Annotated in this window: 18 protein-coding genes; 6 read left to right on the top strand and 12 right to left on the bottom strand. The window is 71.4% G+C overall.

Annotated features, from left to right (window positions below):
- Nucleotides 1–38 precede the first annotated feature (38 nt).
- The 6 genes from pgl to tkt are packed head-to-tail and all read right to left on the bottom strand — an operon-like array spanning nt 39 to nt 7,994.
- A complete protein-coding gene (gene pgl, locus FB382_RS09250) occupies nt 39–770 on the bottom strand; it encodes a 6-phosphogluconolactonase (protein WP_182538582.1) in 732 nt (243 codons plus the stop codon).
- Nucleotides 767–1,678, bottom strand: coding sequence for a glucose-6-phosphate dehydrogenase assembly protein OpcA (locus FB382_RS09245; protein WP_182538580.1), 912 nt, complete (start codon nt 1,676–1,678; stop codon nt 767–769). The genes pgl and FB382_RS09245 overlap by 4 nt, the downstream gene beginning before the upstream one ends.
- A complete protein-coding gene (gene zwf / locus FB382_RS09240) occupies nt 1,675–3,198 on the bottom strand; it encodes a glucose-6-phosphate dehydrogenase (protein ID WP_182538579.1) in 1,524 nt (507 codons plus the stop codon). The genes FB382_RS09245 and zwf overlap by 4 nt, the downstream gene beginning before the upstream one ends.
- The gene (locus FB382_RS09235) at nt 3,195–4,865 is read right to left on the bottom strand and encodes a glucose-6-phosphate isomerase (RefSeq protein WP_182538578.1); all 1,671 of its coding nucleotides are present in this window, start codon (nt 4,863–4,865) and stop codon (nt 3,195–3,197) included. The genes zwf and FB382_RS09235 overlap by 4 nt, the downstream gene beginning before the upstream one ends.
- Nucleotides 4,862–5,968, bottom strand: a complete 1,107-nt coding sequence (gene tal / locus FB382_RS09230) for a transaldolase (protein ID WP_182538577.1) — start codon at nt 5,966–5,968, stop codon at nt 4,862–4,864. The genes FB382_RS09235 and tal overlap by 4 nt, the downstream gene beginning before the upstream one ends.
- Nucleotides 5,961–7,994, bottom strand: coding sequence for a transketolase (tkt, locus tag FB382_RS09225; RefSeq protein ID WP_220481648.1), 2,034 nt, complete (start codon nt 7,992–7,994; stop codon nt 5,961–5,963). Before tkt ends, tal begins: the two co-directional genes overlap by 8 nt.
- A 213-nt stretch (nt 7,995–8,207) precedes the next feature.
- Between tkt and FB382_RS09220 the strand changes: the two genes are divergently transcribed.
- Nucleotides 8,208–9,152 carry a heme o synthase gene (locus FB382_RS09220; protein WP_182538575.1) on the top strand — a complete coding sequence of 315 codons (945 nt, stop codon included), beginning with the start codon at nt 8,208–8,210 and terminating at the stop codon, nt 9,150–9,152.
- A gap of 123 nt (nt 9,153–9,275) precedes the next feature.
- Here the strand turns inward: FB382_RS09220 and FB382_RS09215 are convergent, their stop codons facing one another.
- The 6 genes from FB382_RS09215 to FB382_RS09190 all read right to left on the bottom strand — a co-directional run bounded on the left by FB382_RS09215 (nt 9,276) and on the right by FB382_RS09190 (nt 14,295).
- Nucleotides 9,276–10,136 carry a COX15/CtaA family protein gene (locus tag FB382_RS09215; protein WP_182538574.1) on the bottom strand — a complete coding sequence of 287 codons (861 nt, stop codon included), beginning with the start codon at nt 10,134–10,136 and terminating at the stop codon, nt 9,276–9,278.
- 1 nt (nt 10,137) lies between these two features.
- The gene (locus FB382_RS09210; protein ID WP_343055539.1) at nt 10,138–10,923 is read right to left on the bottom strand and encodes an ABC transporter permease; all 786 of its coding nucleotides are present in this window, start codon (nt 10,921–10,923) and stop codon (nt 10,138–10,140) included.
- The gene (locus tag FB382_RS09205) at nt 10,920–11,861 is read right to left on the bottom strand and encodes an ABC transporter ATP-binding protein (RefSeq protein WP_425490067.1); all 942 of its coding nucleotides are present in this window, start codon (nt 11,859–11,861) and stop codon (nt 10,920–10,922) included. The genes FB382_RS09210 and FB382_RS09205 overlap by 4 nt, the downstream gene beginning before the upstream one ends.
- Before the next feature lie 47 nt (nt 11,862–11,908).
- The gene (locus tag FB382_RS09200) at nt 11,909–12,571 is read right to left on the bottom strand and encodes a glycerophosphodiester phosphodiesterase (protein ID WP_182538573.1); all 663 of its coding nucleotides are present in this window, start codon (nt 12,569–12,571) and stop codon (nt 11,909–11,911) included.
- Entirely contained in the window at nt 12,568–13,308 is a 741-nt protein-coding gene (locus tag FB382_RS09195; protein WP_182538572.1) for a phosphatase PAP2 family protein, read from the bottom strand. Before FB382_RS09195 ends, FB382_RS09200 begins: the two co-directional genes overlap by 4 nt.
- A 117-nt stretch (nt 13,309–13,425) precedes the next feature.
- Nucleotides 13,426–14,295 carry a lysylphosphatidylglycerol synthase domain-containing protein gene (locus tag FB382_RS09190; RefSeq protein WP_182538571.1) on the bottom strand — a complete coding sequence of 290 codons (870 nt, stop codon included), beginning with the start codon at nt 14,293–14,295 and terminating at the stop codon, nt 13,426–13,428.
- 181 nt (nt 14,296–14,476) lie between these two features.
- Here FB382_RS09190 and FB382_RS09185 point away from each other — a divergent pair, with 181 nt between their 5' ends.
- The 5 genes from FB382_RS09185 to sufC are packed head-to-tail and all read left to right on the top strand — an operon-like array spanning nt 14,477 to nt 18,921.
- The gene (locus tag FB382_RS09185; RefSeq protein ID WP_182538570.1) at nt 14,477–15,166 is read left to right on the top strand and encodes a helix-turn-helix domain-containing protein; all 690 of its coding nucleotides are present in this window, start codon (nt 14,477–14,479) and stop codon (nt 15,164–15,166) included.
- A complete protein-coding gene (gene sufB / locus FB382_RS09180; RefSeq protein ID WP_125036180.1) occupies nt 15,163–16,581 on the top strand; it encodes a Fe-S cluster assembly protein SufB in 1,419 nt (472 codons plus the stop codon). The genes FB382_RS09185 and sufB overlap by 4 nt, the downstream gene beginning before the upstream one ends.
- Before the next feature lie 50 nt (nt 16,582–16,631).
- Entirely contained in the window at nt 16,632–17,822 is a 1,191-nt protein-coding gene (gene sufD / locus FB382_RS09175; protein WP_182538568.1) for a Fe-S cluster assembly protein SufD, read from the top strand.
- Entirely contained in the window at nt 17,819–18,166 is a 348-nt protein-coding gene (locus FB382_RS09170; protein ID WP_125036178.1) for a non-heme iron oxygenase ferredoxin subunit, read from the top strand. The genes sufD and FB382_RS09170 overlap by 4 nt, the downstream gene beginning before the upstream one ends.
- On the top strand, nt 18,163–18,921 hold the full coding sequence (gene sufC / locus FB382_RS09165; protein WP_182538566.1) for a Fe-S cluster assembly ATPase SufC: 759 nt from the start codon (nt 18,163–18,165) through the stop codon (nt 18,919–18,921). The genes FB382_RS09170 and sufC overlap by 4 nt, the downstream gene beginning before the upstream one ends.
- Nucleotides 18,922–18,923 lie beyond the last annotated feature (2 nt).

Here is an 18,923-nt window from a genome sequence, read left to right as displayed (position 1 = left end):
CTCGGGGCGATGAGAGTGCCCCCAAGTGCCCTCTCGCGTCAGAGGCGCGAGGCGGCGGGGCGGTCGAGGAACCAGATGGTCTCCTCGAGGCCGCTGACGCCGGCGGCGGGGATGTCGTGGAGGTCGGGCGGGGGCTCGGCGAGGGCGCGGGCGACGGCGTCGGCCTTCTCCTCGCCGCTGACCAGGAACCACACGGACCGCGAGCGGTTGAGGGCGGCGAGGGTCAGGCTGATCCGCTCGGGCGGCGGCTTGGGCGAGTCGTGGACGCGTACGGCGATCCGGTCGTCGACGTCCAGGGCGGCGTGGCCGGGGAACAGCGAGGCGACGTGCCCGTCGGGGCCGACGCCCAGCATCAGCACCTCGAACTCGCCGGCGCCGTCCGCGCGCATGGCGTCGCCGTAGTCGGCGGCTCCCTGCTCCGCCGAGGAAGCGTCGGCCGTCGAGGGCATCGGGTGCACCTTGCCCGGGTCGACCGGCACCGCGTCGAGGAAGTCCGACCTGGCCTGGCCGGCGTTGCGGTCCGGGTCGTCGGGAGCCACGAAGCGTTCGTCGCCCCACCAGACCACGACCCGCGACCAGTCGACGTCGGAGTCGGGGGAGAGGCGGGCGACCTCGGCGTGGATGCGCCGGGCGATGGTGCCGCCGGTGAGCCCGATGTGCGGCTCGCGGCCGTCCGCCTGCGCGTCCTCGATCCGGGACAGCAGCTCGCCGGCGACGGCGGTCGCCAGCGCCTCGGGACCCTCGTGGACCTCGACGAGGGCGGCGCTCACGTCGCCGTCCGCATCGCCAGCAGCTTGCGCGCCGTCGCGGCGTAGATGTCGTCCTCGTCGAGGCGCCGCAGCTCCTCGCCCAGCAGCTCGGGCAGGTCGCGACGCTTGAGCGCGATCGGCCGGTCCGGCCGGCCCGGCGAGCTGAACGTCGCCAGCTTGCCGTCGGGACGCGCGATCGAGATCGGCCCGTCCTTCGTCTCCAGGACGACCTCGGTGATGCCGGGGCCCGAGGATGCGTGCCGCGACACCTTCACCTTGAGCCGGTCGGCCAGCCATGCGGCCAGCAGGTCGGCGCTGGGACTGATCCGCTCGGACGTGACCGACGCCGACGTCACCTTGAGCTCGTGCTGGTCCAGCGCCGCGGCCAGCAGCGCCCGCCACGGGGTGATCCGCGTCCACGCGAGGTCCGTGTTGCCCTTGGCGTACGACGCGCACTGCTGGTGGATCGCCTTGCCCTTGTTGCGCGAGGCCCCGGCCGCATCGGTGATCCGCCGCTGCGCCAGCATGCCGAGCGGGTCCGTGGCCGGGTCGTCGGGCGGGTTCGAGGGCCACCAGACGGCGACGGGGGAGTCGGGAAGCAGGAGCGGGAGCACGACCGACTCGGGGTGCTTGACCACCTCGCCCTTGAGCCGGATCAGGGCGGTCTCGCCGGTCCAGCCGGAGCCGGTGCCGACCTGGGCGTTGACCACACCGCTGCCGCGGCCGTCACCGAGGATCACGCCCAGCACCCGCGCGGGGTGCTCGTGGGAAGCAGCCTGCGCGGCCGCCATCGCGTCCTCCGCGACGTCCTCGTCGACGACGATGACCAGGGTCATCACCATGCCCATCGCAGGGCTGCCGGCCTTGGTGCGGGCGCGGACGAACTCGGCCGCGATCCCCGCGGAGTTGGTGTCCAGGAGCTCGATCATGGACGTCGCCACACCCTTCCGTCACGCGCCAGCATCTTGTCGGCGGACGCGGGTCCCCAGGTGCCGGACTCGTAGGCGTCCGGCTTCCCCTTCTTCGCCCACGCCTCGAGGATCGGGTCGAGGATCTTCCACGAGAGCTCGACCTCCTCGTGCCGCGGGAACAGCGGCGGGTCACCCAGCAGCACGTCCAGGATCAGGCGCTCGTAGGCCTCGGGTGACTCCTCGGTGAACGAACCGCCGTAGGCGAAGTCCATGTTGACGTCGCGGATCTCCATCGCGGTGCCGGGCACCTTGGAGCCGAAGCGGATCGTCATGCCCTCGTCGGGCTGCACGCGGATGACCAGCGCGTTGTGGGTCAGCTCCTCGGTGGAGGACTCGCTGAACGGCAGGTGCGGCGCCTGCTTGAACACGACCGCCACCTCGGTGACACGGCGGCCCAGCCTCTTGCCGGTGCGCAGGTAGAACGGCACCCCGGCCCAGCGGCGGGTGTCGACGTCGAGCCGCACCGCCGCGAACGTCTCGGTCGTGGAGGTCTTGCGGATCCCCTCCTCCTCGAGGAAGCCGACGACCTTCTCGCCGCCCTGCCAGCCCTCGGCGTACTGCCCGCGGGCGGTGGCCAGGTCGAGGCGGCGCGGCAGCGCGATGCTCTTGAGCACCTTCTGCTTCTCGATCCGCAGGCTCTCGGCGTCGAACGAGGTCGGCTCCTCCATCGCGACGAGGCACATCAGCTGGAGGAGGTGGTTCTGGATGACGTCACGGGCGGCGCCGATGCCGTCGTAGTAGCCCGCGCGGCCGCCGATGCCGATGTCCTCGGCCATGGTGATCTGCACGTGGTCGACGTAGTTGTTGTTCCACAGCGGCTCGAACATCGCGTTGGCGAAGCGCATCGCCAGGATGTTCTGGACCGTCTCCTTGCCGAGGTAGTGGTCGATCCGGAAGATCGAGCCCGGCGGGAAGACGCCGTCGAGGATGCCGTTGAGCTCGCGTGCGGACTCCAGGTCGTGTCCGAACGGCTTCTCCACCACGACCCGGCGCCACGATCCCTCCTCCGGATCGGCCAGCCCGTGCTCCTGCAGCTGGCCGACGACGTTCCCGAAGAACGCCGGCGGGATCGCGAGGTAGAAGGCGTGGTTGCCGCCCGTGCCGCGCACCTCGTCGAGCTCCTCGATCGTACGGCGGAGCGTCTCGAAGGCGCGGTCGTCGTCGAAGTCGCCCGACACGAAGCGGAAGCCCTCGGCGAGCTGCTTCCAGACCTCCTCGCGGAACTCGGTGCGGGCGTGCGCCTTCACCGAGTCGTGGACGATCTGCGCGAAGTCCTGGTTGGCCCAGTCGCGGCGCGCGAAGCCCACGAGGCTGAAGCCGGGCGGCAGCAGGCCCCGGTTGGCGAGGTCGTAGATCGCCGGCATGACCTTCTTGCGCGACAGGTCACCGGTCACGCCGAACAGCACCATGCCGCACGGGCCGGCGATGCGCGGCAGGCGGCGGTCCTGCGGGTCGCGTAGGGGGTTGGTGTAGGTCACGAAAGCGCCTCTCGTACGACGTCGAGGTCGCCGGGGCCGCTGACGTGCAGGCGGAGCACGGGGCGGCCGTGGGAGGCCAGCACGGACCCGTCGCCGACCGCCTGGGCGGTGAGGAACTCGTGGAAGGTGAAGGGCCGGTCGGGGACGGCGAGGTCGGCCTGCGGGTCGCCCGTCACCTGGAGGTAGACGCCGGTGGCGGGGCCGCCCTTGTGGTACTGCCCGGTGGAGTGCAGGAAGCGCGGACCCCAGCCGAACGTGACCGGCCGGCCGGTGCGCACCGCCAGCGTGTCCCGCACGCCGGTGAGCGCGGCGTCGCGGTGCCGGTCGAGGTAGGCCTGGACCGAGACGTAGCCGTGCTCCTGGTCGAGCTCGGAGAGCAGCGCGGCGACGGCGGCGGAGACGGTGCGCGCCTCGGGCGGCAGCCAGCCCGGCGAGGCGTAGACGGTGACCGGACCCTGGACGAAGAGCGGGGTCGGGGTCTCGCCGCCCCCGTCGAGCATCTCGCGGGCCGCGGCCTTGGCGCTCTCGACGTCGGGCTGGTCGAACGGGCTGATCCCGATGACCCGGCCCGCGACGGCAGTGGCGTACTCCCACAGCAGCATCTGGGCACCGAGCGGGGCGTCGACGTGGACGCCGTAGCCGGAGGTCGGGCGCACCTGCTCGGCGTCGGGGCCGAAGACGAAGTCGGGCCCGAACGTGGCCAGCACCTCGTCGCCGGTGCTCGGCACGAAGTTGGGGGAGTCGAGCGCGTCGACGACGACCGGCAGGATGCCCTTGCCGTCCTTGCCCGTGGACTCCGCGATCAGCTGCTCGGCCCAGTCGCCGAACCCGGCGTACGTCGCTCCCGCGTTGGCGAGCACCAGCTTGTCGACCCCGGCGAGGTTGGCCACGCCGAGCAGGCCACCGAGCCGCAGCCCGGGGTTGTCGACCGAGTCGGCCTCCAGTGCCGGACGGATCGCCTCGGCCTCGTCGAGCAGCCGCCCGATGTCGGCGCCCGCGAGACCGCTCGGGACGAGCCCGAAGGCCGTCAGGGCGGAGTAGCGGCCGCCCACCTCGGGGTCGGCGAGGAACACCCGGTAGCCGGCCTCGCGGGCCGACTTCTCCAGGGGCGAGCCGGGGTCGGTGACGACCACGATCCGCTGGGCGGGGTCGATGCCCGCGTCGGTGAACGCCTTCTCGTAGGCGCGCCGCTGGCTGTCGGTCTCGACGGTGCCGCCGGACTTGGAGGACACCACGACGACGGTCTCGCCGAGGCGGTCCTCGAGCGCGGTCCGCACGAAGTCGGGGTCGGAGGAGTCCAGGACGTCCAGCTCGACGCCGGCGGCGCCGCAGATCACCTCGGGCGCGAGCGAGGAGCCGCCCATGCCACAGAGAACCACGCGGCTGAGCCCGGCGTCGCGGAGCTCGACCTGCAGGGCCGCGATCTCCGCGACCAGGGGTCGCGACGTCTCGGAGAGGGAGACCCAGGACAGCCGCTTGCCGGACTCGTCCTCGGCGGCCGGGCCCCAGAGGGTCTTGTCCTTGCGGGCGATGCCGCTCGCGACGCCGTCGGCGACGAGCGCCTGCACGGTCGCCGCGAACGACGCCTCGTCGGGATAGCCGAAGAACAGCTCGAACGCCGCTCCTGTGTCACTGCCACTCACGGTGTTCCAAGCTGTCTCGGTCATGCCCCGGCCTTCTCCATCTGTCCGCTGACGGTCTGCACGAGCTCGTCCCACGACTTCTGGAACTTGTCGACCCCTTCGTCCTCGAGCACCTTGAGCACGTCCTCGAAGTCGATGCCGACGGCAGTGAGACGGTCGAAGACCTGCTGCGCCTCGGCGCCGCGGCCGGTGACCTGGTCACCCTTGACCTCGCCGTGGTCGGCGAAGGCGTCCATGGTCTTCTCCGGCATCGTGTTCACGGTGTCGGCCACGACCAGGTCGGTGACGTAGAGCGTGTCGGAGTAGTCGGGGTTCTTGACGCCCGTCGAGGCCCACAGCGGACGCTGCGCGTTGGCCCCGGCCTGCGCCAGCACCGTCCAGCGGTCGTCGGCGTGGACCTCCTCGAAGGCGGCGTACGCGAGGCGGGCGTTGGCCACGGCGGCCTGGCCGCGCAGCCCGAGCGCCTCCTCGGAGCCGATCTCCTCCAGGCGCTTGTCGATCTCGGTGTCGACGCGCGAGACGAAGAACGACGCGACCGAGTGGATGCGGGACAGGTCGAGGCCGGCGTCGCGCGCTGCCTCGAGGCCGGACAGGTAGGCGTCCATGACCGCGCGGTAGCGCTCGATGCCGAAGATCAGCGTGACGTTGACGCTGATGCCCTCGGCGATCGCGGCGGTGATGGCCGGCAGGCCGGCCTCGGTCGCCGGGATCTTGATGAGGACGTTCTCGCGGTCGACGGCCTGCCACAGCTCACGGGCCGCGGCGATGGTGCCCTCGGTGTCGTGGGCCAGGTCGGGCGCGACCTCGATCGAGACGCGGCCGTCGGCCGGAGCCTGCGCGTGGACCGGGGCCAGCACGTCGCAGGCGTTGCGGACGTCCTCGGTGGTCAGCTCGAAGATCACGCGGTCGACGGCCGTGCCCTGCGCGACGAGCTCGCGGACCTGGTCGTCGTAGCGCTCGCCGTCGGAGATGGCGCCCGCGAAGATCGTGGGGTTGGTGGTCACGCCGACCACCGACTTCTCCTTGACCAGGTCGGCCAGGTTGCCGCTCTCGATCCGCTCGCGCGACAGGTCGTCGAGCCAGATGGACACCCCCGCCTCGGCGAGGGCCTTCAGACGGTCACTCATGCGATGCCTCCCGGATGCTGTCGTGCGCGGCGGCCACGACGGCCTCCGCGGTGATGCCGTACTCGGTGAAGATCCGCGCGAAGTCCGCGGACGCGCCGTAGGTGTCGATCGAGACGATGCGGCCGTGGTCGCCCACGATCTCGCGCCAGCCCTGCGCGACGCCGGCCTCGACCGAGACGCGCGCCTTGACGGTCGGGGGGATCACGGTCTGGCGGTACGCCGGCTCCTGCTCGTCGAACCACTCGCGGCACGGCATGGAGACGACGCGGGCCTGCACGCCCTGCTCGGCGAGGAGCGTGCGCGCCTCGACGGCGAGCTGGACCTCGGAGCCGGTCGCGACCAGGACCACGTCCGGCTCGCCGCCCTCGGCGTCGAGCAGGACGTAGCCGCCGCGGTGCACGTTGGAGGTGTCCGCGAAGCCCTCGGTGCCGCGCGGGAAGACCGGCACGTTCTGGCGCGTGAGCGCGAGGCCGGCGGGACGGTCGGTGCGCGAGAGCACGGCCTTCCACGCGGCCGCGACCTCGTTGGCGTCGCCCGGCCGGACGATGTCGAGGCCGGGGATGGCGCGCAGCGCGGCGAGGTGCTCGATCGGCTGGTGGGTCGGACCGTCCTCACCGAGGCCGATGGAGTCGTGGGTCCACACGTAGGTGACCGGCAGCTTCATCAGGGCCGCGAGGCGCACGGCGCCGCGCATGTAGTCGGAGAACGTCAGGAAGGTGCCGCCGAAGACGCGGGTGCCGCCGTGGAGGGCGATGCCGTTCATGATCGCGCCCATGGCGTGCTCGCGGATGCCGAAGTGCAGCACGCGGCCGGCCAGCGGGTCACCGGACCACTCGTCGGTGGAGCGCGTCTTGGGGATGAAGGACGGCGCGTCCTTGATCGTCGTGTTGTTGGACTCCGCCAGGTCGGCCGAGCCACCCCACAGCTCGGGCACGCGGGCCGCGATGGCGTTGATCACAGCGCCGGAGGCCTTGCGGGTGGCGACACCCTTGGGGTCGGCCTCGAAGGTCGGCAGGTCGTCGGCCCAGCCCTCGGGGAGGGTGCGGGTCTGCAGCCGCTCGTAGAGGTCGGCGTCGGCGGAGGGCTTGGTCGTCCAGTGCTGGAACGCCTTGTCCCACTCGGCCTGCGCGGCCTTGCCGCGCTCGACGGCGAGCCGGGTGTGGGCGAGGACCTCGTCGGGGACCTCGAAGGTCTGCTCCGGGTCGAAGCCCATGACCTTCTTGGTCGCCGCGACCTCCTCGGCGCCCAGCGCGGAGCCGTGCGCGGCGCCGGTGTTCTGGGCGTTGGGGGCGGGCCACGCGATGATCGTGCGCAGCACGATGAAGCTCGGCTGGTCGGTGACCGCCTCGGCCTTCTGGATGGCCGCGTGGAGCGCCGGGACGTCCTCGACGTACTTCGTGCCGTCGTTGGTCCAGTCGACGGTCTGCACGTGCCAGCCGTAGGCCTCGTAGCGCTTGGCGACGTCCTCGGTGAAGGCCACGTCGGTGTCGCCCTCGATGGAGATCCGGTTGGCGTCGTAGATCACCGTCAGGTTGCCCAGCTGCTGGGTGCCGGCGATCGAGGAGGCCTCGCCCGAGACGCCCTCCTCCAGGTCGCCGTCGGAGCACAGCGCGTAGACGTGGTGGTCGAAGGGGGAGTCGCCCTCGTCGGCGTTGGGGTCGAGCAGGCCGCGCTCGCGGCGGGCGGCCATCGCCATGCCGACCGCGTTGGCGACGCCCTGGCCCAGCGGGCCGGTCGTGGTCTCGACGCCGGCGGTGTGGCCGTGCTCGGGGTGGCCGGGGGTCAGGCTGCCCCAGGTGCGCAGCGCCTTCAGGTCGTCGAGCTCGAGGCCCCAGCCGCCCAGGAAGAGCTGCGTGTAGAGCGTGATCGAGCTGTGGCCGCACGACAGCACGAAGCGGTCGCGACCGGGCCAGTGCGGGTCGGCAGGGTTGTGCCGCATGACCTTCTGGAAGAGGAGGTACGCCGCGGGGGCCAGGCTCATGGCCGTGCCCGGGTGGCCGTTGCCGACCTTCTGCACCGCGTCCATGGCCAGGACACGGGCGGTGTCCACGGCCCTGTCGTCGACGTCGGTCCAGTCCAGTCCAGCGGTGGTGCTCACAAGGGTCCTCTCGGGGGTGGTGCGCCCGTCGGCGTGAAGAAGCCAACGTCACAGGCGCTGGTGCTCAGGCAGGGCCGAGCCTACTCACCCGGCGCGATAGGATCGAACCCAGCAAGTGCCCCCTTCCCACCGAGGATCCCCGTGACCTACGTCGGCCAGTCGACCTCTGCTGCGCACCAGCAGGAAACGACCCCGGCGACCGTGAAGGACGTCATAGCGGCGTACGTCGGTCTCACCAAGCCGCGCGTCATCGAGCTGCTGCTCCTCACCACCGTCCCGGTCATGTTCTTCGCCGCCCGCGGCATCCCCGCGCTGGGGCTCGTGGTCGCCACGGTCGTCGGCGGCACCTTCTCGGCCGGCTCGGCCTCGGTCTTCAACTGCGTCTACGACCGCGACATCGACGAGCAGATGCGACGCACGCGCCGCCGGGCCCTGCCACGGCACATCGTCTCGCCGCGCTCGGCCCTGGTCTTCGGCTTCGCGCTCGGCATCCTGTCGACGGTGATCCTCTACGTCTGGGTCAACCCGCTCTCGGCGCTGCTGTCGGTCTCGGCCAACGCGTTCTACGTCTTCGGCTACACCATGTGGCTCAAGCGCCGGACCACCCAGAACATCGTCTGGGGCGGCCTCGCCGGCTGCTTCCCGGCCCTGATCGGCTGGACCGCCGTGACCGGCCAGCTCTCGTGGGTGCCGGTCATCCTCTTCGCGGTCGTCTTCTTCTGGACGCCGCCCCACACCTGGGCGCTCGCGCTGCGCTACCGCGAGGACTACGCCAACGTCGACGTGCCGATGCTGCCCGTGGTGGCGCCGGCCGCCGAGGTGGGCCGCCAGATCGTCATCTACAGCTGGGTGATGGTCGCGACCTCGCTGCTTCTGTGGCCCGTGGCCGGCACCGGTCTGGTCTACCCCATCGCCGCGGCCGTGCTGGGTGCGGTCTTCCTGCTCGAGGCGCACCGCATGTGGGGGCGCACCAAGGGCACCGAGAGCCTGACGGAGATCCAGCCGATGCGGCTGTTCCACTCCTCCAACCTCTACCTGTCGCTCCTCTTCGTGGCCGTCGCGCTCGACCCGCTGCTGACGCGCTGACGCCCGCCTGAAAAAAGTTCGGACCCGGACGCAACCAAACGGCCGGCCACCGCGTCTCTTGGTGTGACGACGGCCGATCTCGCCCACGGGGGTGCGGGGGAGGCCGTCGTCGCCATGTCCGGGTCAGGCGGGTTCGCGGACCCGGACCAGCACCCAGGTCACGCTGGCCGAGACCAGCGCCGCGCCGAGCATGTGGAAGCCGACCAGCACGATCGGCAGGTCGGTGAAGTACTGCACGAAGCCGATCGCCCCCTGCGCCACCTCGATCGCCAGCAGCACGCCGACGGCGACCGTGGCCTCGCGTGCCGCGCTGGTCGCGAGCAGTGCGAAGAGCAGCCCGACCGTCAGTCCGACGAACAGGAACACCACGTCGGCGTGCAGCTGGCTCAGCTGCAGCGGGTCCAGGCCGTTGCGCGGCGCCTTCGCGTCGCCGGCGTGGGGGCCGGAGCCGGTCACCACGGTGCCGACGTACAGGACGAGCCAGGCGGAGGCGAAGGTCGCCCAGGCCAGCCCGACGACCGGCCCGGAGGCGGGCGTGGGGGCGGGGTGGTCGATCCGGCGCAGGAACAGCACGGACAGCCCGATGATCGCCATCGAGCAGAGCAGGTGGAAGGACACGATCCAGGGGTTGAGGTCGGTCAGCACCGTGATGCCGCCGATGACGGCCTGCGCGGGGATGCCGAGCGCGAGCAGGACCGCCATCCGGCGCAGGTCGCGGCGGCCGGTCTGCCACGCGGAGACCAGGGTCGCGATGGCCACCGCCACCAGCACGAACGTCAGCATCCGGTTGCCGAACTCGATCGCCGAGTGCACCGAGTAGGCGCCGTGCGGCGTGAAGGACTCGTCGTGGCAGCGCGGCCAGGTCGGGCAGCCGAGGCCGGAGCCGGTCAGGCGGACCGCGCCGCCGGTCACGACGAGCACGGAGTTGGAGACCAGGGTCGCCCACGCGAGCGGGCCGATCCAGCGGTCGAGGCGGGGGATCACGTCACTCCCAGGTGAAGGTCTTGGCGGTGAGGGCGGTGCCGAGCACGGCCCAGACGAGCAGCACGGCGAGGTCGGTCAGGTCGGTGCGGCCGTGGATGAGCGCCTCGCGCATCGCGTCGCCCAGGGCACCGGAGGGCAGCCAGGCGACGACGTGGCCGAAGGCGCCGTACGCCGACGCGGGGAGCACCACCGCGCCGCCGGCCATGAGCAGGAGGTAGACGAGGTTGGCCGCGGCGAGTGTCGCCTCGGCGCGCAGCACCCCCGCGACGAACAGGCCGAGCGAGGCGAAGGCGGCCGTGCCGAGCACGACCGCGAGCAGGGCGCCGAGGATCCCGGGGTCGGGGTCCCAGCCGAGCAGCAGCGCGACGCCGGAGATCACCACGACCTGGAGCACCTCGACGGCCAGCAGGCCGCCGACCTTGCCGGCGAGCAGGCCCGACCGGGGGAGCGGGGACGAGCCGAGCCGCTTGATCACGCCGTAGCGGCGCTCGAAGCCGGTCGCGATCGCCAGCGACGTGAACGCCGTCGACATGATCGCCAGGGCGAGCACGCCCGGCGTGAAGACGTCGACCGGCGGGTGGCTGAAGGTCATGCCGATGCGGTGCGCGCCCTCGACGCCGCCGACCAGCACGATCACCGGGATCACGACGGCCAGCAGCAGCTGCTCGCCGTTGCGCAGCATCAGCCGTGACTCCATGGCGGCCTGGGCGGCCACCATCCGCGGGAACGGCGCGGCGCCGGGCTTGGGGGTGAACATGCCCTGGTGGTCGAGCTTGTCGGGACTCACGGCGCCAGCTCCCGTCCGGTCAGCCGGAGGAAGACGTCCTCCAGATTGCGCTGGCCCAGGGTCAGGGACTCGGGCAGCACGTCGTTCTCCTCGCACCACCGCGACACCTTCGCCAGCGTCGAGGGGTCGGCCGGACCGGTGACGAGCAGGCTGAGCTCGTCGAGCTGGGTGACCTCGGTCCCTTCGCCCAGGGCGGCCCGGAGCGACTCCGGGGAGCCGGGCGGGAACGGCCGGGTGACGACGAGCCGGATGGTCGCGGCCGCGCCGCCGCGGGTCAGCTCCAGCGGCGTCCCGGAGGCGATGAGACGCCCGTGGTCGATGATGTGGATGTGGTCGGCGAGGCGTTCGGCCTCGTCCATGTAGTGGGTCGTCAGCACCACGGTCACGCCGTCGCCGCGCAGCTCCTCGAGCAGCTCCCACGTCGTACGCCGCGCCTGGGGGTCCATGCCCGCGGTGGGCTCGTCGACGAAGACGATCTCGGGGCGGCCCACGACCGCCATCGCCAGGCCGAGGCGCTGCTGCTGGCCCCCGGACAGCCGGCGGTAGGGCGTGCGGCCGCAGTCGCCGAGGCCGAGCCGTTCGGCGAGCATCCCCGTGTCCAGCGGGTGGGCGTGCAGGGCTGCGACGTGGTCGAGCATCTCCATCGCCCGCACGCCGCTCCAGGCGCCGCCACCCTGGAGCATGACACCGATGCGGGGGAGCAGGTCCTTGCGGTCGCGCACCGGGTCGAGCCCGAGCACCCGGACGGTGCCCTGCTGCGGCTTGCGGTAGCCCTCGCAGGTCTCCAGGGTGGTCGTCTTGCCGGCGCCGTTGGGGCCGAGCACGGCGGTGATGGTGGCACGTTCCACGACCAGGGAGAGCCCGTCGACCGCGACCTTGTCGGCGTACCGCATCACCAACCCGTCGATCGCGACGGCGGGCGCGGGGGAGTGGAGCACCGGCTCAGTCTAGGTAGGGCTTCCGGGCGGGCGGTGCCCGGGCCGCGTCAGTCGTCCGTCGCCTGCCGGGCCCGGAGCTCGCTCAGGATCGCCGGCTCGTCGCTGATCACGCCCGTGACACCGATGTCGAGCACGGCGTCGAGCGCAGCGAGGTCGTTGACGGGCCAGGTCATGACCACCTCGACGTGGCGGTGGAGCCCCGACACCGCCTCCCGGGTCAGCAGGGAGCGGTGGACCGAGACCCCGTGCACCGGGGGTCCTGCCTCGAGGCGGCGCGTGAGGCGCGCGAGCTCGGTCCGGTTGCGCGAGGAGAGGACCGGGCGCACGAACGGGAGCTTCGCGAGGGTGTCGACCGAGGGCCACCAGCGCCCGCACACCAGCACGGGCCGGTGGTGCCCGCTCTCGTGCAGCAGCCGAGCCACGGAGCGCGCTGCCGAGACACGTCGACCCTTGATGTCCAGCATGAAGGTCGTGTCGTGCCGGTCCGCCTCGAGCAGCTCGGCGAGGCCCAGGCGGGGCGCGGACGCAGATGCGAGCTCCCAGCGGTCCCAGAGGAAGGGCAGCGGTCCGGCCGTCTTCAGGTGTCTGACCTCGAGCCGGCCACGGTGCTCGTGCACGTCGCACTCGATGACGTCGACCCCGAGCGCGTTGGCCGCGTGGAGGCCCGCGAGCGAGTTGCCCGCCCGGTGGGCGATGGCGAGGGCGGTCACGCCGACCCCCTCAGCCGGCCCTGCCGCCGCTGCTCGAGGCGCAGCGCGACGTAGTGCCCGACGAGCACGAGGACCACCCCGGCGACCACGTCGAGGATGTAGTGGTTGGCGGTGACGAGGACGGCGAGGGCCATGAGCGCCGGCATGACGAAGCCCACGACCCGCAGCCACAGCGACGACGCGGCCGTGACGATCGAGATGCCGACGAGGAGGTCCCAGCCCGCGTGCAGGCTGGGCATCGCGGCGTACTGGTTCACGAAGGCCGGAGGCTGCAGGACCCGATAGGCGTTGGAGCTCTCGGTCACGGTGTCGACGACCTCGAGGTCCGTCAGCCGGGGAGGGGCCACGGGGAAGGTCACGAAGATCGCCATGCCCAGGGCGCCGGAGACCAGCATGGCGTCGCGAAGCCTCAGGAAGACGTCCCGGTGGCGCCACGCGAGCCAGACCATGGTGGCGACGATGACCGGCCAGTGGCCCCAGATGTAGGTCCAGTTGGCGATGGTCTCCAGCGCCTCCGACCTCGTGACCGGTGCCTGCAGGTCCTTCTCGACGTCGATCCCGAGCACGTGCTCGAACGCCAGGATGCGGTTCGCGCGGTGCACCGCCTGGGGCGCAGCGCCCTCGGTCAGGCCGCGGACCCCGAAGTAGACGATGATCCCGAGCACGACCCATCCCGCCTGGCCCAGGACCCAGAGCAAGCGTGTCCGCACGAGCTCCGGACCCCGCTGTTCGTGCATCAACGCCTTCCCGGGGGCGGCGTCGCCCTCTCGGCGTCCATCGTTCCCGCTGGGCGGCCGGAGGTCCGGAGGCGAAGGTCCCGAGACCGGCTCCTTTCGATCCCCCGGTGAGGGATCTCAGGCTGGCGCGGGGACCGCCGTGCGGCGCAGCGCGCGCCGGGTGAGCACGAGGCTCACGCCTCCCAGGGCGAGGGCGGGCAGCCAGGCCACCGCGGCCTTGAGCGCGACCGCGGCCGTGGCGGCCGCCCAGGGCACACCCAGGGCGACGAGGGCCAGGACCAGGGCTCCGTCGCGGGGACTGGCGCCGTTGGGCCCGGGGATGGCGCCGGCCAGCTGGCTGGCTCCGAAGGCGCCGAGGACCGCCAGGGGGGAGACGGCGTGGCCCGTCGCAGCGATCGTCCCGAGCAGCAGTCCGGCGATGCTGAGCTGGTAGCCCGTCGACAGCACGAGCGCGTGGACCAGTTGGCGTGGGCGCGGGAGGGGACGCGAGGGCATCAGGTCCGGGCGGACCCGGCGGAGGACCAGGACCGCGACGACCAGGGCGACCCCGAGCGCCAGGGCACCGAGCAGCATGCGCATCGGCAGCGCCGTGGCGGCGAACCCGACGAAGGCGGCCAGGGCGACCGCACCGACGAAGCGGTCCATGCCGACGCTCAGCACCGCGTCACCGCGGCCGAGCCCGGTGCGACCGAGCCGGTGGATGCGCCACACGTCGGCGCCCACGTGTCCCGGGGTGAGGAGGCCGAGCAGCTCGGACTCGGCGTACGCCCGCAGGTGCCAGGCCCGGCTCAGCCCCGCGTCGGTCAGGGCCCGCCACCGCAGGGGGCACAGGACGTACTTGCCGACCACCCACGGCGCCAGTCCCAGTGCAACGGGCCAGAGCGTGACGTGCGGGAGCCGGGGGAGGGTGAGCACGGGCACGACGATGCTGATCGCGACACCGAGGACGAGCAGGATGCGTGAGTGCAGAACAGCACGCAGGGTCATGGAGATCCTTGGAACAGGTGGACAGGGCCGGAAACGTCCCCCACCGTCTACCCATCCAGTGAAGCAGACACACCTGTGGACGACCTGTCATCCCGGGCTCGTCCCGGGCTCATCCCGGACTCCGGACGGCTTAGGTCAGCCTTACTTGAAGGCGCGACAGCATTAACGGCACACTGGTGTTGTGGAATTCGAGGAAGCCCACCTCCGGGCACACGACCAGCCGACGCGCCAGCGCGTCGTGCGGTCGATCCTCGACAACGGTCCCTCGACGGCAGCGGCCCTGGCCGAGCGCCTGGACCTGACCCCCGCGGCCGTCCGTCGCCACCTCGACCAGCTGCTCGAGGACGGCACGATCGAGGCACGCGAGCCGCGCAGCGCCGCCCACCGCGGTCGCGGTCGACCGGCCAAGCTGTTCGCCCTCACCGAGGCGGGCCGCGACGGCTTCGACCAGCAGTACGACGACCTCGCGGTGCAGGCGCTCCGCTTCCTCGACGAGACCGGCGGCGACGAAGCCGTCCGCGCCTTCGCCGAGCGGAGGTTCGCCTTCGTGGAGGAGCGCTTCGACGTGGTCCGCGAGACCCACCCGCAGCTCACCCCGGCCGAGGTCCTGGCCCGCGTCTTCACCGACGAGGGCTATGCCGCCTCGGTCCGCGACCTGCCCGTCGGGGAGCAGCTGTGCCAGCAGCACTGCCCCGTGTCGCACGTCGCCCATGAGTTCCCCCAGCTGTGCGAGGCGGAGACCCAGGCCATCAGCCGGGTCCTCGGCCGCCACGTGCAGCGCCTCGCCACCATCGCCCACGGCGACGGCGTCTGCACCACATGCATTCCCGACATCCCCACCCGCAAGACGAAGGAGCAGGTCTCTTCATGACGACCATCGACGAGCGCAATCCCGAGCTCGAGGGCATCGGCCGCTACGACTTCGGCTGGCGCGACAGCGACGACGCCGGCTCCGCCGCCAAGCGCGGGCTCAGCGAGGAGGTCGTCCGCGACATCTCCTCGAAGAAGAACGAGCCGCAGTGGATGCTCGACCTGCGCCTGAAGGGCCTCAAGCTCTTCCACCGCAAGCCCATGCCCACGTGGGGCTCGGACCTGTCGACGATCGACTTCGACAACATCAAGTACTTCGTCCGCTCCAGCGAGAAGCAGGCGGCCACGTGGGACGACCTCCCCGAGGACATCAAGAACACCTACGACAAGCTCGGCATCCCGGAGGCGGAGAAGCAGCGCCTCGTCTCGGGCGTCGCGGCCCAGTACGAGTCCGAGGTCGTCTACCACTCCATCCGCGAGGACCTCGAGGCCCAGGGCGTGCTGTTCCTGGACACCGACACCGCGCTGCGGGAGCAGCCGGAGCTCTTCCAGGAGTACTTCGGCACCGTCATCCCCGTCGGTGACAACAAGTTCGCCGCGCTCAACACCTCGGTGTGGTCGGGCGGCTCGTTCATCTACGTCCCGCCGGGCGTGCACGTCGACATCCCGCTGCAGGCCTACTTCCGGATCAACACCGAGAACATGGGCCAGTTCGAGCGCACCCTGATCATCGTCGACGAGGGCGCCTACGTGCACTACGTCGAGGGCTGCACCGCCCCGATCTACTCCTCCGACTCGCTGCACTCGGCGGTCGTGGAGATCATCGTGAAGAAGGGCGGCCGCTGCCGCTACACGACCATCCAGAACTGGTCGAACAACGTCTACAACCTCGTCACCAAGCGCGCCACGTGCGAGGCCGGCGCCACCATGGAGTGGGTCGACGGCAACATCGGCTCGAAGGTGACGATGAAGTACCCCGCCGTCTACCTCATGGGCGAGCACGCGCGCGGCGAGACGCTGTCGATCGCGTTCGCGGGCGAGGGCCAGCACCAGGACGCCGGCGCCAAGATGGTGCACGCGGCGCCCAACACCTCCTCCTCGATCCTGTCGAAGTCGGTGGCGCGCGGCGGTGGCCGCACCTCCTACCGCGGCCTGATCCAGATCAACGAGGGCGCCCACGGCTCCAAGTCCAACGTGCTGTGCGACGCGCTGCTCGTCGACCAGATCAGCCGCTCGGACACCTACCCGTACGTCGACATCCGCGAGGACGACGTGTCGATGGGCCACGAGGCCTCGGTCTCGAAGGTCTCCGACGACCAGCTCTTCTACCTCATGTCGCGCGGCATGGAGCAGGACGAGGCGATGGCGATGATCGTCCGCGGCTTCATCGAGCCGATCGCCAAGGAGCTGCCGATGGAGTACGCCCTCGAGCTCAACCGGCTCATCGAGCTGCAGATGGAGGGTGCGGTCGGCTGACGCCGGCCCCCGCCCCCGCCCCTGTTTTCGACACCGTAGGAAGACGATCCGTGACTGTTACCGATACCGCGCGCCCCGGCGTGGCCGACGCCCTCGAGCTCGGCAAGGTCGACTCGCACCTCCACCCGGCGGGGTCCTTCGACCTCGCCGACCACCCCGTGCCCACGGGCCGCGAGGAGATCTGGCGCTTCACGCCGCTCAAGCGGCTGCGTGACCTCCACGCCGACGCGGACCTCTCCGGCACGACCGTCGGGGCCGAGGCGCACGACGCCCCCGAGGGCGTCACCATCGAGCCCCTCGAGGCCGGCGACGCCCGCCTGGGCGCCAGCGGCTTCGTGCCCAGCGACCGCCTCGCGGCCCGCGTCTGGCAGGACGCGGCTCGCCGCTACGCCGTCCGCATCGCCGCCGACACCGAGCTGACCGAGCCGGTCCTCATCGACGTGACCGGCTCCGACGCGGCCGGCGCCTGCTCGACCCACGTGGTCGTCGAGGCCGGCGCGCACAGCAAGGCGACCGTGGTCTTCCGCTTCACCGGCTCTGCCACCCTGGCCGACATCGCCGAGATCGTCGTCGGCGACGGCGCCCAGCTCACCGTCGTCAGCATCGACGACTGGGCCGACGACGCCGTCCACGTGGGCCACCGGCACGCCAAGGTGGGCCGCGACGCGACGTTCAAGCACGTCGACGTGACCTTCGGTGGCGACGTCGTACGACACGACACCACCGCGCACTACGCAGGCCCTGGCGGCTCGGTCGAGATGCTCGGCCTCTACTTCGCCGACGAGGGTCAGCACATCGAGCACCGCCTCTTCGTCGACCACACCGCGCCGCGCACCAAGAGCCATGTGGTCTACAAGGGTGCGCTGCAGGGCGAGGGTGCCCACACGGTCTGGATCGGCAACGTGCTGATCCGCAAGGAGGCCGAGGGCATCGAGACCTACGAGGAGAACCGCAACCTCGTGCTCACCGACGGCTGCCAGGCCGACTCGGTCCCCAACCTCGAGATCGAGACCGGCGAGATCGAGGGCGCGGGCCACGCGTCCGCGACCGGCCGCTTCGACGACGAGCAGCTGTTCTACCTCCGCTCGCGCGGCGTCTCGGAGAAGGAGGCGCGCCGCCTGGTCGTGCACGGCTTCTTCAACGACCTGATCCGCAAGATCGACGTGCCCGAGATCGAGGCCGGCCTCATCGAGACGGTCGAGGTCGAGCTCGCCAAGAACGTCCTCAAGGAGCTCGCGTGACCTTCCAGCGCGCCTGCTCCCTCGCGGAGGTCCCCACCGACGAGGCCCTCGGGGTCAACATCGGGGCCTACGGCGTGGCCGTGGCCCGCGACGGCGACGAGGTCTTCGCGATCCAGGACCTGTGCTCGCACGCCGCCGTCGCGCTCAGCGAGGGCGAGGTCGCGGACTGCACCGTGGAGTGCTGGCTGCACGGCTCGCGCTTCGACCTCCGCACGGGCAAGCCGACCGGACTGCCCGCCACCGAACCCGTCGCGACCTTCCCTGTCGAGGTCCGCGACACCCCCGACGGACCCGACGTGTACGTCGACACCACCACCACTCTGAACGGAGTCACCCCCTCATGACCACGCTGGAGATCAAGGACCTGCACGTCTCGGTCGACACCGAGGACGGCGCCAAGGAAATCCTCAAGGGCGTCACGCTGACCATCAAGGCGGGCGAGACCCACGCGATCATGGGCCCCAACGGCTCCGGGAAGTCGACGCTGGCCTACTCCATCGCCGGCCACCCGAAGTACACCGTCACCGGTGGCACCGTGACCCTCGACGGCGCCGACGTGCTGGCCATGTCGGTCGACGAGCGCGCCCGCGCCGGCCTCTTCCTCGCCATGCAGTACCCCGTCGAGGTGCCCGGCGTCTCGGTGTCGAACTTCCTCCGCACGGCCAAGACCGCCCTCGACGGCGAGGCCCCCAAGCTCCGCACGTGGGTCAAGGACGTCAACGCCGCGCTCGAGAAGCTCAACCTCGACCCGACCTTCGGCACCCGCTCGGTCAACGAGGGCTTCTCCGGTGGCGAGAAGAAGCGCCACGAGATCGCCCAGCTCGAGCTGCTCAACCCGAAGGTCGCCGTCCTCGACGAGACCGACTCGGGCCTGGACATCGACGCGCTCAAGATCGTGTCCGAGGGCGTCAACCGCTTCAAGGGCCAGGAGGGCAAGGGCGTCCTGCTGATCACCCACTACACCCGCATCCTGCGCTACATCACGCCGGACTACGTCCACGTGTTCGTCAACGGCAAGATCGCCGAGCAGGGCGGCCCCGAGCTCGCCGACCAGCTCGAGGCCGAGGGCTACGACAAGTACATCAAGGCCGGAGTCTGAGC

It is taken from the genome of Nocardioides ginsengisegetis, assembly GCF_014138045.1.
Classification (GTDB): domain Bacteria; phylum Actinomycetota; class Actinomycetes; order Propionibacteriales; family Nocardioidaceae; genus Nocardioides; species Nocardioides ginsengisegetis.
Note: the sequence above shows the minus strand (reverse complement) of the source record. Positions and strands in the feature narration are given on the sequence as shown.

What these genes read in the sequence shown, in the direction of transcription:
- sufB (WP_125036180.1), top strand. Translation starts at nt 15,163, where the DNA reads ATGACGACCATCGACGAGCGCAATCCCGAGCTCGAGGGCATCGGCCGC.
- tkt (WP_220481648.1), bottom strand. Translation starts at nt 7,994, where the DNA reads ATGGACGCGGTGCAGAAGGTCGGCAACGGCCACCCGGGCACGGCCATG.
- sufC (WP_182538566.1), top strand. Translation starts at nt 18,163, where the DNA reads ATGACCACGCTGGAGATCAAGGACCTGCACGTCTCGGTCGACACCGAG.
- FB382_RS09190 (WP_182538571.1), bottom strand. Translation starts at nt 14,295, where the DNA reads ATGACCCTGCGTGCTGTTCTGCACTCACGCATCCTGCTCGTCCTCGGT.
- FB382_RS09235 (WP_182538578.1), bottom strand. Translation starts at nt 4,865, where the DNA reads ATGACCGAGACAGCTTGGAACACCGTGAGTGGCAGTGACACAGGAGCG.
- FB382_RS09195 (WP_182538572.1), bottom strand. Translation starts at nt 13,308, where the DNA reads ATGCACGAACAGCGGGGTCCGGAGCTCGTGCGGACACGCTTGCTCTGG.
- FB382_RS09245 (WP_182538580.1), bottom strand. Translation starts at nt 1,678, where the DNA reads ATGATCGAGCTCCTGGACACCAACTCCGCGGGGATCGCGGCCGAGTTC.
- tal (WP_182538577.1), bottom strand. Translation starts at nt 5,968, where the DNA reads ATGAGTGACCGTCTGAAGGCCCTCGCCGAGGCGGGGGTGTCCATCTGG.